Raw genomic sequence first — 11,989 nt, forward strand, 5'->3', positions numbered from 1 at the left:
CGCCGACCCCGCCGGCGGCCGAGAAGGCACCGACCGCCACGGTCGTCACCAAGACGCCCGCGCGACGCTCCACCCGCAAGGCCGCCCCGCCGGCCCCCGTGTCCGACGCCGTCGCCGACGAGGCTGCCGGTCAGCCGTCGACCGACGAGGTCGCCGCGGCCGGCGACACCGCTGCCGACACCGCCGAGGCACCGGCCGCCAAGCCGGCACGCAAGCGTCCGCCGCGCAAGAAGGCCGCCCCGAAGCCCGCGGCCGACCCCGTCGAGGAGGGCGCGCCGACCGACTCCGCGGCCGACGAGACCGTCGCCGACGAGGCGGCGGCCGACGAGGCCGGCACGGGCGAGGAGCCCGCCAAGCGTCCGGCGCGCAAGCGCGCCCCCCGGGCGGCTCGCCCGAACGACGAGGTCTCGCCCGTCGCCGTCGCCTTCCAGGCCCCCGAGCCGGTCGCCGCGCCCGCGGCGCAGGACGAGGACGAGGACGACGAGCAGACGCCCACCGTCGACGCGACCACCGCAGAGGCGACCGCGGCGTCCGAGCAGGACCAGGACGAGTCCGGCGAGGGCGGCGGAGGCGGCTCGAAGCGCCGTCGCCGCAGCCGTGGCGGGCGCCGCCGGAACAAGAGCGACGAGCCGCGCGACAGCCAGGGCCAGGACGCCGCCGAGTCCCAGACCGACGACGCCGACGGCGAGCAGTCCGCCACCGACTCCGACGACCACGAGGGCGAGGGCCAGGGCGGCACCACGCGCCGTCGTCGTCGTCGTGCGCGCGCCGGTGACAAGCCGGCCGCGTCGCCCGACGACCCGGAGAACACCGTCGTGCGCGTCCGTGAGGGCCGCAACCCCGAGGACGAGATCGCCGGTGTCTCCGGCTCGACCCGTCTGGAGGCGAAGAAGCAGCGCCGCCGCGAGGGTCGCGAGGCCGGGCGTCGTCGTGCGCCGATCGTCTCCGAGGCCGAGTTCCTGGCCCGCCGCGAGGCCGTCGACCGCCAGATGGTGGTGCGTCAGCACCGCGCGACCAGCCACGGCTCCACCGACAACTACACCCAGATCGCCGTCCTCGAGGACTCCGTGCTCGTCGAGCACTACGTGGCCCGCGAGAGCCAGACGTCGCTCATCGGCAACGTCTACCTCGGCAAGGTCCAGAACGTGCTGCCGAGCATGGAGGCCGCGTTCGTCGACATCGGTGCCGGTCGCAACGCCGTCATCTACGCCGGCGAGGTCGACTGGAGCGGCGTGCAGAACGGCAAGGCGCGCAAGATCGAGGAGGCGCTGAGCCCGGGCCAGCAGATCCTCGTGCAGGTCACGAAGGACCCCGTCGGACAGAAGGGCGCCCGGCTCACCAGCCAGATCAGCCTGCCCGGCCGCTTCCTCGTCTACGTGCCCGGCGGACAGTCCAACGGCATCTCCCGCAAGCTGCCCGACACCGAGCGCTCGCGGCTCAAGGCCCTCCTCAAGGAGGTGCTGCCCGAGGACGCCGGCGTCATCGTGCGCACGGCCGCCGAGGGGGCCACGGAGGACCAGCTCACCCGCGACGTCACGGCGCTGACCGCCCGCTGGGAGGACATCAAGGTCAAGGCCGGGCTCGACGACGACGCGTCGCCGAAGGCGAAGGCCCCGCAGCTGCTGTACGCCGAGCCCGACCTCGTCATCAAGGTCGTGCGCGACCTCTTCAACGAGGACTTCGCATCGCTCGTGGTCGAGGGCTCCGACGCCTGGGACAACATCTCCGGCTACATCCGCCACGTCGCGCCCGACCTGGCGGAGCGGCTGCAGGAGTGGTCGCCCGCCGACCACGACGGCCGCGACTCCTTCGACGTGCTGCGCATCGACGAGCAGATCCAGAAGGCGCTGCAGCGCAAGGTCTGGCTGCCGTCCGGCGGCTCGCTCGTGATCGACCGCACCGAGGCGATGACCGTCGTCGACGTCAACACCGGCAAGTTCACCGGCTCCGGGGGCAACCTCGAGGAGACGGTGACCAAGAACAACCTCGAGGCCGCCGAGGAGATCGTGCGCCAGCTGAGGCTGCGCGACATCGGCGGCATCATCGTCGTCGACTTCATCGACATGGTGCTCGAGAGCAACCGCGACCTGGTGCTGCGACGCCTCGTGGAGTGCCTCGGTCGCGACCGCACCCGCCACCAGGTGGCCGAGGTGACGTCGCTCGGCCTGGTGCAGATGACCCGCAAGCGGATCGGCACCGGCCTGCTCGAGTCGTTCAGCACCGACTGCGAGCACTGCGACGGTCGCGGCGTGGTCGTGACCGCCGAGCCGGTCGAGCCCAAGAAGGAGGAGCCGCGCGGCCGCTCCCGTCGGGGACGCGGCAACGGCAACGGCAACGGCAACGGCAACGGGAACGGCAACGGCAACGGCAACGGGAACGGGAACGGCAACGGGAACCGCCGCGGTCGGGACGACGAGCCTGTCGACACCCCCGCCGCCGACACCGCCGCCGACACGGCCACCGACGAGGCGGCGGACGAGACGTCCGGTCCTGGCACGAGCACCTCGAACGGCACCTCCGGCGGCTCGACCTCCGGGTCGTCGCGCGGTGGTCGCTCGCGTCGCGGCTCGTCGCGCGCGAGGACCGATGCCGCCGCGAGCGAGTCCGCGACGGGCGACGACACGCCCACCGGCACGTCGGAGGAGGCGCTGACGGAGTCGCCCGCCCCCGCGGTCGACGCCGTCCTCGAGCCGACGCCGACCGACGAGGCCCCGGCCGAGAGCCCGGCGGACGAGACCGAGAGCCCCGCGGAGGAGGCCGGTGCCGACGCGTCGGAGGCCGCCGATCCCGTCCCGTCCGACGTCCCCGAGCCGATCGTCGGCTCGGCCCCGCAGCCGGTGCAGGACGCCCTGCCCACGCCCGAGGCCGAGCAGGTCCCCGCGACCGTCGAGCCGGAGTCGGAGCTCGAGTCGGGGCCGGACGCCGGTGACGAGGGTGACGAGCCGACCGCCGAGACCCCCGCTTTGACCGAGCCGGGGGAGGGTCCGTAGTATGGACCCTCGGCGCGCCGTGCGCGCCGATCGTCCTGTCCGGGTGTGAGCCCGGCACCGGCCCGGGCCAGCGCAGCCGCTGAGCCCAGGCCCCCGTCGGACCCGGACGCCCCCGGCCCCCGGCACACACAGCTTCCAGCAAGAACCGAGTGAGGAATCCCGTGGTCTACGCAATCGTGCGCAGTGGCGGCACGCAGCAGAAGGTCGCCGTCGGCGACGTCATCGAGATCGACCAGCTCGGCCTGGCCGAGGGCGAGTCCGTCTCGCTGCCGGCCGTCCTGTACGTCGACGGCGACGCCGTCACGGCCGACGCCGACAGCCTCTCGACGGTCTCCGTGACCGCCGAGGCGATCGGCGCGACCAAGGGTCCGAAGATCATCATCCAGAAGTACAAGAACAAGACCGGCTACAAGAAGCGCCAGGGTCACCGTCAGAAGTACACCCAGGTCAAGATCACCGGCATCGCGAAGTAGAGGACTGAACTCATGGCACACAAGAAGGGCGCAGCCTCCACCAAGAACGGCCGCGACTCCAACGCACAGCGCCTCGGCGTCAAGCGCTTCGGCGGCCAGCTCGTCAACGCCGGCGAGATCATCGTCCGCCAGCGCGGCACCCACTTCCACCCCGGCACCAACGTCGGCCGTGGCGGCGACGACACGCTCTTCGCGCTGTCGGCCGGCTCGGTCGAGTTCGGGACGCGTCGCGGCCGCAAGGTCGTGAACATCGTTCCGGGCGAGTAACCGGCAGAACATCCGTCGAAGGGGTGGTCCGCGCATGCGGGCCACCCCTTCGACGTCCCCACACCACCCCCAGGAGCACCTGACATGGCCGTCCCCACCTTCGTCGACCGCGTGACCCTCCAGGTCGTCGCCGGCAACGGCGGGCACGGCGTCGCGTCGGTCCACCGCGAGAAGTTCAAGCCGCTCGGCGGCCCCGACGGCGGCAACGGCGGGCACGGCGGCGACGTCGTGCTGCGCGTGGCGGCCGACGTCACGACGCTCGTCGACTACCACCACGAGCCGCGCCGCAAGGCCGGCAACGGTGCGCCCGGCGGGGGCAGCAACAAGAGCGGCGCCCACGGCGAGGACCTCGTCCTCAAGGTGCCCGACGGCACCGTCGTGCGCTCGGGCGGGCCGCACGGCACCGGCGAGGTCCTGGCCGACCTCGTGGGCGTCGGCACGGAGGTCGTGATCGCCGCAGGCGGCCGAGGCGGCCTCGGCAACGCCGCGCTCGCGTCGAGCAAGCGCAAGGCCCCCGGCTTCGCGCTCAAGGGCGAGCCCGGCCAGGAGCGCACCATCGTGCTCGAGCTGAAGGTCGTGGCCGACATCGGTCTGGTCGGGTTCCCGAGCGCCGGCAAGTCGAGCCTCATCGCGGCGCTCTCGCGTGCCCGCCCGAAGATCGCCGACTACCCGTTCACCACCCTCGTGCCCAACCTCGGCGTCGTCACCGCCGGCTCCACGACCTTCACGGTCGCCGACGTGCCCGGTCTCATCGAGGGCGCGAGCGAGGGGCGCGGCCTCGGCCACGACTTCCTGCGGCACGTCGAGCGGTGTGCCGCGCTCGTGCACGTCGTCGACTGCGCGACGGTCGAGCCCGGCCGCGACCCGCTGACCGACCTCGACGTCATCGACGCCGAGCTGCGCGCGTACGCCGAGGCGCTGCCCGAGGGCGCGACCGGCAAGGACCTGCTCGAGCGGCCGCGGCTGGTGGCCCTGAACAAGACCGACGTGCCGGACGCCGCACAGATCGCCGAGTTCGTGCGCGGCGACCTCGAGGAGCGCGGCTACGACGTGTACGACGTGTCGGCAGCGAGCCACCAGGGACTGCGCGAGCTGTCCTTCGCGATGGCGCAGATCGTCGCCCGGCGGCGCGCCGAGACACCCACGCAGGAGATCACCCGCATCGTGCTGCGCCCGCAGGCCGCAGCCGGGGTCGGAGCGGAGTTCACGGTCGACCAGCGTCGGGGCCCCGACGGCCAGCGGCAGTGGATCGTGCGCGGTGCGAAGCTCACCCGCTGGGTCGGCCAGACCGACTTCAGCAACGACGAGGCCGTTGGCTTCCTCGCCGACCGGCTCGCCCGGTTGGGCGTCGAGGAGGCGCTCGCCAAGCAGGGTGCCGAGCCGGGCGACGACGTCGTCATCGGTGGCACCGCCGGCCAGGGCTGGGAGGACGCCGTCGTCTTCGACTTCGACCCGACCGTCCAGGCCGGTGCCGAGATGCTCGGGCGCCGTGGCGAGGACCAGCGCCTCGACCGCGACGACCGGCGCACCAACGTCGAGCGACGCGAGCAGCTCGCGGCCAAGCGGGCCTACGAGGCCGAGGCGCGCGAGGCGCGTGCGCGCGGCGAGGAGCCCAGCGCGGCGCCCGACTGGACGTTCGAGGACGACGACGACCTGCTCGACCTCGACGACGACGTCGAGCCCGGGTCGGGCGACGACAGCCCCGCCGACGACAGCCCCGCCCACGACAGCCCTGCCGACGTCACGGCGGACGACCGGTCGTGAGCGCGCGGCGCGTCGTCGTCAAGGTCGGCTCGTCGTCGCTGACCTCGGCGGCCGGGCACCTCGACCCGGAGAAGGTGGGTCACGTCGTCGACGCGCTCGCCGCGGCCCGCCGCCGGGGCGACGAGGTGGTGCTGGTGAGCTCGGGTGCGATCGCCGCGGGCCTCGGCCCGCTCGGGCTCACGACGCGCCCGCGCGACCTGCCGACCCAGCAGGCGGCCGCCAGCGTCGGCCAGGGCGCGCTCGTGGCGCACTACTCCGAGCGGTTCGCCGCGCACGGGATCACCGTCGGGCAGGTGCTGCTGACCGTCGAGGACGTCACGCGGCGCAGCCACTACCGCAACGCGCACCAGACGTTCGCGCGCCTGCACGAGCTCGGCGTGCTGCCGGTCGTCAACGAGAACGACACCGTGGCCACGAGCGAGATCCGCTTCGGCGACAACGACCGGCTGGCCGCGCTCGTCGCCCATCTGGTGCACGCCGACCTGCTGGTGCTGCTGTCCGACGTCGACGGGCTCTACACGGGGCACCCCTCGCTGCCGGAGTCGCGACCGATCACCGACGTGCACGGCCCTGACGACCTCGACGACGTCGACGTCGCGCGCGTGGGCTCGAAGGTGGGCACCGGTGGCATGGTGACGAAGGTCGAGGCGGCACGGATCGCGACGGGCGCCGGGATCCCCGTGGTCCTCGCCCGTGCCGACCACGCGCGCGCCGCCGTGCTGGGTGAGCCGACGGGCACGCGGTTCCACCCGACCGGCCGACGTCGTCCGACCCGGCTGCTGTGGCTCGAGCACGCCAGCGAGACCAAGGGTCGGCTGCTCGTCGACGACGGCGCGGTCCGGGCGCTCACCGTGCGCAAGGCGTCGCTCCTCGCGGCGGGCATCGTCGGCGTGGAGGGCGAGTTCGGTGCGGGGGAGCCGGTCGACGTCGTGGCGCCCGACGGCACCGTGGTCGCGCGCGGCCTCGTCACCTACGACAGCGCCGAGCTCCCGACGCTGCTCGGGCGCAGCACCCCTGACCTGGCGGCCGACCTCGGCGCCGACTACGAGCGCGAGGTCGTCCACCGCGACGACCTCGTCGTCCTCCACCCCCACTGACCGTCCCCCACCCCGCTGAGTGTGACGTTCGCGGGCCGGAACAGCGCGCCGAACCCCGCGAAAGTCACACTCAGCGCGGAGGGCGGCGCAGGTCGACCCAGACGAGGCGGTGGTCGGAGGCCGGGAACGGGTAGGTGCCGGTGAGGCGCGAGAGCGGATCGGCCTGCACCGGCCAGAAGACCTGCGCGTCGCGGATGTCGAGGTCGGCGCTCGGGAGCACGTAGTCGGCGCGGATGTTGCCCGGCGGCTCGGAGAAGTCGGCGGTGTCGAACTGCGGGTCGCCCCGGTGGGAGAGGTTGGCGCCGCCCTGCAGGCGAGCGGCCTCCACCGCGCCGGCGCTCGACGGCGTCAGCGAGGTGTTCACCCGGCGCAGGTCGAGGAGCTGGTTCGTGGCACCCGGCAGCGAGTCGCCGTCGACGGGGTCGGAGTTCAGGTCGCCCGCGATCACGAACGACGCACCGCGCTGCAGTCCGCCGGGACGGCCGCGGTCGTCCCTGATCCACCGAGCCTCCCGGGCGGGGCCGGTGTAGTCGGCCCAGAAGCGGATCTCGTCGGCGTTGCGACGACCGTTGCGGTCCTCGGGCCCGTCGAAGACCGGCGGGGTCGGGTGGCTGACGAGCAGGTGGACGGAGCGTCGCCCGACCTTCACCGGCACGTCCCAGTGCGACTTGCTCGAGAGGCGCAGGACGTCGACGGCGTCGGGGGAGTAGTAGCCCTGCGGCATGCGGTTGCCGGGCATGTCCTTCCACAGCAGCTTCTGGAAGGTGCGGACGTGCTTCGCGTCGATCGGGTAGCGGCTGAGCACCGCCATGCCGTACTGGCCGGGGAAAGCGCCGAAGCCGTAGGCGTCGTCGGGGCCGTCGGTGCGTCCGTCGCCGTTGAGGTCGAGGCCGGTGGGCACGCCCGTGTTGACCGGTGCCGTGAACGTGTACCGGTAGTAGACGGGGTCGGCTCCCTGCTGCCCGCGCTCGAGGTAGTTCCGCTGGAACCGGCGCAGCGCCTCCGGGTCGTGGTCGAGCTCCTGGAGCACGAGCACGTCGGGACGGGTGCGCTGGACGATCTCCGCGACGGCGCGTGCCTGCGCGTTCGACGGCGTCGACAGGTCGCGGCGCAGGTCGCCCGCAGCGGGGCGGTTCAACGAGGCGTTGAACGTGGCGACCCGGACGGTGGGCTCCGGGCGCCCGCGCTCGTCGCGCGCGTCGGCGGGTGACGAGGTGGCGGGCACGGCCAGGACCGTACCGACCAGGACGAGTGCAAGCGCGGCGACGAGCCGATTCCCCCGAATCATGGGTCCAGTCTCGCGGTCGGCGTCGGCGCGGGTCGAGCCCGGGTCGGTGAACATCCGGTGACGCTCCTAGCCTGGGCCCGTGAGGTCTCCCGCGCCGCAGGAGTCGGTCGTCGTCGGCGGCACCGGCATGCTGCGGGGCGTCGTCGAGCACCTGAGGGACGCGGGCTCGCGCACCGTGGTGGTCTCCCGTCGGGCGGGTCGCACGGTCGAGGGCACGACGGCGGTGGCCGCCGACTGGACCGACCCGCGGTCGCTGGCGGAGCAGTTCACGGGAGGGCACTTCGACGTCGCGGTGCTCTGGGTGCACCACCCGTACCGTCAGGGCGTGGTCGAGGCCCTGGAGCCTGCGCTCGCCGACGGAGCCCTGGTCGTGCACGTGTGGGGGTCGAGCGCCGCGAGGCCGCGCGCGCGGACGCTGGTGTCGTCGCGACCGGACCTGAGCGTCCGGCACGTCGTCCTCGGCTTCGTGCGCGAGGAGGGTGCGTCGCGGTGGCTGTCCGACGACGAGATCGTCGCCGGGGTCGTGAGGGCGCTCCACGACCCGGCGCCGGAGCAGGTGGTCGGCGTCGTCGAGCCGTGGGACGCCCGTCCGTGACCCCGACTAGGCTTCAGCCGTGAAGAATCAGGTGCACGAGCTCGCCCGCCGCGCCCGCACGGCGGCACGGTCGCTGGCGCTGGCCTCCCGGGCGCAGAAGGATGCGGCCCTGCTGGCCACGGCCGACGCGCTGGTGGCCGCCACCGACCGCATCGTCGCGGCCAACACGCTCGACGTCGAGGCCGCGCGCGCCGCAGGCACCCCCGAGAACGTCATCGACCGGCTGCTGCTCGACCACGACCGCGTGGCCGCGTTCGCCCAGGGCGTGCGCGACGTCGCCGCGCTGCCGGACCCGGTCGGCGAGGTCGTCCGCGGTTCCACGCTGCCCAACGGCCTGCGGCTGGAGCAGGTCCGTGTGCCCATGGGCGTCATCGGCATGATCTACGAGGGACGGCCCAACGTCACCGCCGACGCCGCCGCCATCTGCCTGAAGGCCGGGAGTGCGTCGCTGCTGCGCGGGTCGCGCTCGGCGGCGCGGTCCAACGCGGCCATCGTCGACGTCATGCGCGAGGCCATCGCGGGCACCGGGCTCCCTGCCGACGTCGTGCAGGCCGTGCCCGCCGACGACCGCAGCAGCGCGACGCACCTGATGCAGGCCCGCGGTCTCGTCGACCTCGTGATCCCGCGCGGCGGCGAGGGCCTCATCCGCACCGTCGTGGAGCAGTCGACCGTGCCCGTCATCGAGACCGGCACCGGCAACGTGCACGTCTACGTCGACGCGGACGCCGACCTCGACATGGCGCTCGACGTCGTCCTCAACGCCAAGACGCACCGCACGAGCGTGTGCAACGCCGCGGAGTCGCTGCTCGTGCACCGCGACGTCGCCGAGGAGTTCCTGCCCCGGGTGACGAAGGCGCTGCAGGCGGCCGGGGTGACGATCCACGGCGACCCCGCCTTCCGGTCCGTGGCACCCGGGGTGCTCGACGCGACCGACGAGGACTGGGCCACCGAGTACCTGTCGCTCGACATCGCCGCGAAGGTGGTCGACTCCCTCGAGGACGCCGTCGAGCACATCCGCACCTGGTCCTCGGGTCACACCGAGGCGATCGTCACCCGGTCGATCGACGCGGCGCGACGGTTCACGCTCGGCGTCGACTCGGCGGCCGTGATGGTGAACGCGTCGACGCGCTTCACCGACGGCGGCGAGTTCGGGTTCGGTGCGGAGATCGGCATCTCCACGCAGAAGCTGCACGCGCGCGGACCGATGGGCCTGCCGGAGATGACCACGACGACGTACGTGGTCACGGGCGACGGGCACGTGCGCTGACGCACGCCGGATCGTCGGGCTCGCGGGCACGCTGGTAGATTGCGGCCATGCTCGAGATCCTGGCCGCCATGGAGGAGTCCGGAGAAGAAGGAAGCTTCCTCTTCACGGCGATGCTCATCGGAGGTACCGCCCTGGGCATCCTCCTGGTCCTGCTCATCGCGCTGCTGGCCTTCGGCAAGGGCCGCGAGCACTCCTGAGCACGACCCACGGGCCCCAGGTCGTCGACGTGGCCCCCGAGCACGCACCGATCCGCCGACGTCGCGTCGGCGTCATGGGTGGCACGTTCGACCCCATCCACCACGGGCACCTCGTCGCCGCGAGCGAGGTGCAGTCGTGGTTCGACCTCGACGAGGTCGTCTTCGTCCCCACCGGGCGCCCGTGGCAGAAGGCCGACCGTGAGGTCTCGCCGGCCGAGCACCGCTACCTGATGACGGTGATCGCGACGGCGGCGAACCCGCGCTTCGAGGTGAGCCGGGTCGACATCGACCGCGACGGACTCACCTACACGATCGACACGCTGCGCGAGCTGGCCGCGGCCATGCCCGACGCCGACCTGTACTTCATCACCGGTGCCGACGCGATGGCCGCGATCCTGACGTGGCGCGACCACGACGAGCTGTTCGAGCTCGCCCACTTCGTCGGTTGTACCCGTCCCGGGCACGAGATGGACGAGCAGACGCTCGCCGGCCTGCCGGCCGAGCGGATCACGCTCGTCGAGATCCCGGCCCTCGCGATCTCCTCGACCGACTGCCGTGGACGCGTCGCGTCGGGCGAGCCGGTCTGGTACCTCGTTCCCGACGGTGTCGTGCAGTACATCGCGAAGCACCGTCTCTACTCCGCCTCCGACTCCGAGGACCCCTCATGACCGCAACCGACCGTGCCGTCGAGCTGACCCGGGTGGCTGCGGCCGCCGCGGACGAGAAGCTGGCGACCGAGATCATCGCCTTCGACGTCTCCGAGCAGCTGTTCATCACCGACGTGTTCCTGCTGTGCAGCGCCGCGAACCAACCGCAGGCCCGCGCCATCAAGGACGCGGTCGAGGAGAAGCTGCTGGAGCAGGGCGCGAAGCCGGTGCGCCGCGAGGGCGACCGCGAGGGTCGCTGGATCCTGCTCGACTTCTCCGACGTCGTGGTGCACGTCCAGCACACCGAGGAGCGCGCGTTCTACGCCCTCGAGCGGCTGTGGAGCGACTGCCCGACGATCGACCTCGGGCTCGCGTGACCCGCCGGGTCGTCCTGTGGCGCCACGGGCGCACGGAGTGGAACGTCGCCGGTCGGGTGCAGGGCCAGACGGACACGGCGCTCGACGAGGTCGGTGTCCGGCAGGCCGCTGCGGCGGCGGCGCGCCTGGCGTCGTTGCGGCCGGTGCGGATCGTCAGCTCGGACCTGCAGCGGGCCCGCCACACGGCCGAGGAGCTGTCGAGGCTGACCGGGGTGCCGGTGGAGCTCGACGAGCGGTTGCGCGAGATGAACTTCGGTGAGCGCGAGGGCCTCACCTGGAAGGAGTCGTGGGAGCGCTTCCCCGACCTGATGAAGGCCATGCTGGAGGACCGCGAGGAGCGGTTCCCGGGCGCGGAGCTCCACGCGGAGGCGGGTGCCCGTCTGTCGGCCGCGGTGACGGAGGCCCTGGAGACGCTCGAGGACGAGCAGACGCTCGTGGTCGTCGCGCACGGTGCCGTGCTCCGCGTGGGCGTGTGCACGTTCCTCGGCTTCCCGGAGGCCACCTGGCGCACGTTCGCGGGGCTGTCGAACTGCTCGTGGATCGCGTTGGAGCAGATCTCGCCCGAGCACGACACCCGGTGGCGGCTCACCGAGTGGAACGCGGGCACGCTGCCCGAGCCGGTGATGTCGGACGACGGGTGACCCCCGGTGTTTACCCGCCCAGGGGGAGGGTCTAGAGTTCTTACTCGGTGATCGACGAGTGCGAGAACCACCCGCGAGGGGCATTGGCGCAGTTGGTAGCGCGCTTCCATGGCATGGAAGAGGTCAGGAGTTCGAATCTCCTATGCTCCACTCGGACGAAGAAGAGCCCCCCAGCAATCGTGCTGGGGGGCTCTTCGCTGTCTGTGGGGGCTCTTCTTCGTCCGAATCGGGACTGGCGATTCGGGGAGGAGCGAGCGTCAGCGAGCGACGGAGTCTCCTATGCTCCACTCGGACGAAGAAGAGCCCCCCAGCAATCGTGCTGGGGGGCTCTTCGCTGTCGCGGGCCTTCCCCCGGCAGCGGTAGGTGAGACGCGTGACCGCGTCCA

The 11,989-nt window shown here is 72.7% G+C and carries 12 protein-coding genes and 1 tRNA gene; 12 read left to right on the plus strand and 1 reads right to left on the minus strand.

Going from position 1 to position 11,989, the window contains the following annotated elements; all coding sequences use genetic code 11:
• The 5 genes from NH339_RS04225 to proB form a co-directional block, all read left to right on the plus strand.
• Positions 1-2,990 (plus strand): Rne/Rng family ribonuclease (locus NH339_RS04225; RefSeq protein WP_253022883.1); only part of this gene is annotated, 2,990 nt, incomplete at its 5' end.
• 161 nt (positions 2,991-3,151) lie between these two features.
• A complete protein-coding gene (gene rplU / locus NH339_RS04230) occupies positions 3,152-3,463 on the plus strand; it encodes a 50S ribosomal protein L21 (RefSeq protein ID WP_067858960.1) in 312 nt (103 codons plus the stop codon).
• Between the two features lie 12 nt (positions 3,464-3,475).
• The gene (gene rpmA / locus NH339_RS04235; RefSeq protein ID WP_067858958.1) at positions 3,476-3,730 is read left to right on the plus strand and encodes a 50S ribosomal protein L27; all 255 of its coding nucleotides are present in this window, start codon (positions 3,476-3,478) and stop codon (positions 3,728-3,730) included.
• An 84-nt stretch (positions 3,731-3,814) separates the two neighbouring features.
• Positions 3,815-5,494, plus strand: coding sequence for a GTPase ObgE (obgE, locus tag NH339_RS04240; protein WP_253022885.1), 1,680 nt, complete (start codon positions 3,815-3,817; stop codon positions 5,492-5,494).
• Positions 5,491-6,591: a glutamate 5-kinase gene (gene proB / locus NH339_RS04245; protein ID WP_253022887.1), complete on the plus strand. Its 1,101-nt coding sequence runs from the start codon at positions 5,491-5,493 to the stop codon at positions 6,589-6,591. The genes obgE and proB overlap by 4 nt, the downstream gene beginning before the upstream one ends.
• 70 nt (positions 6,592-6,661) lie before the next feature.
• Here the strand turns inward: proB and NH339_RS04250 are convergent, their stop codons facing one another.
• Positions 6,662-7,933: an endonuclease/exonuclease/phosphatase family protein gene (locus tag NH339_RS04250; RefSeq protein ID WP_253022889.1), complete on the minus strand. Its 1,272-nt coding sequence runs from the start codon at positions 7,931-7,933 to the stop codon at positions 6,662-6,664.
• Between the two features lie 25 nt (positions 7,934-7,958).
• On the opposite strand from NH339_RS04250, the gene NH339_RS04255 reads away from it, so the two are divergent.
• The 7 genes from NH339_RS04255 to NH339_RS04285 all read left to right on the plus strand — a co-directional run bounded on the left by NH339_RS04255 (position 7,959) and on the right by NH339_RS04285 (position 11,753).
• On the plus strand, positions 7,959-8,474 hold the full coding sequence (locus tag NH339_RS04255; RefSeq protein ID WP_253022891.1) for a hypothetical protein: 516 nt from the start codon (positions 7,959-7,961) through the stop codon (positions 8,472-8,474).
• Positions 8,475-8,493: 19 nt separating this feature from the next.
• Positions 8,494-9,741: a glutamate-5-semialdehyde dehydrogenase gene (locus tag NH339_RS04260; protein WP_253022893.1), complete on the plus strand. Its 1,248-nt coding sequence runs from the start codon at positions 8,494-8,496 to the stop codon at positions 9,739-9,741.
• Positions 9,742-9,788: 47 nt separating this feature from the next.
• Positions 9,789-9,938 carry a hypothetical protein gene (locus NH339_RS04265; RefSeq protein ID WP_236749731.1) on the plus strand — a complete coding sequence of 50 codons (150 nt, stop codon included), beginning with the start codon at positions 9,789-9,791 and terminating at the stop codon, positions 9,936-9,938.
• Positions 9,939-9,967: 29 nt separating this feature from the next.
• Entirely contained in the window at positions 9,968-10,606 is a 639-nt protein-coding gene (nadD, locus tag NH339_RS04270; protein WP_257721377.1) for a nicotinate-nucleotide adenylyltransferase, read from the plus strand.
• A complete protein-coding gene (rsfS, locus tag NH339_RS04275; protein WP_253022895.1) occupies positions 10,603-10,962 on the plus strand; it encodes a ribosome silencing factor in 360 nt (119 codons plus the stop codon). Before nadD ends, rsfS begins: the two co-directional genes overlap by 4 nt.
• Positions 10,959-11,603, plus strand: coding sequence for a histidine phosphatase family protein (locus NH339_RS04280; protein WP_253022897.1), 645 nt, complete (start codon positions 10,959-10,961; stop codon positions 11,601-11,603). The genes rsfS and NH339_RS04280 overlap by 4 nt, the downstream gene beginning before the upstream one ends.
• 77 nt (positions 11,604-11,680) lie before the next feature.
• Positions 11,681-11,753, plus strand: a tRNA-Ala gene (locus NH339_RS04285).
• Positions 11,754-11,989 lie beyond the last annotated feature (236 nt).

Source organism: Aeromicrobium sp. CnD17-E, from assembly GCF_024124745.1.
Classification (GTDB): Bacteria; Actinomycetota; Actinomycetes; order Propionibacteriales; family Nocardioidaceae; genus Aeromicrobium.

Bases quoted from the DNA above. Each gene is read 5' to 3' on its own strand.
- rpmA (WP_067858958.1), top strand. From the start codon at position 3,476: ATGGCACACAAGAAGGGCGCAGCCTCCACCAAGAACGGCCGCGACTCC.
- obgE (WP_253022885.1), top strand. From the start codon at position 3,815: ATGGCCGTCCCCACCTTCGTCGACCGCGTGACCCTCCAGGTCGTCGCC.
- NH339_RS04250 (WP_253022889.1), bottom strand. From the start codon at position 7,933: ATGTTCACCGACCCGGGCTCGACCCGCGCCGACGCCGACCGCGAGACT.
- NH339_RS04265 (WP_236749731.1), top strand. From the start codon at position 9,789: ATGCTCGAGATCCTGGCCGCCATGGAGGAGTCCGGAGAAGAAGGAAGC.
- rsfS (WP_253022895.1), top strand. From the start codon at position 10,603: ATGACCGCAACCGACCGTGCCGTCGAGCTGACCCGGGTGGCTGCGGCC.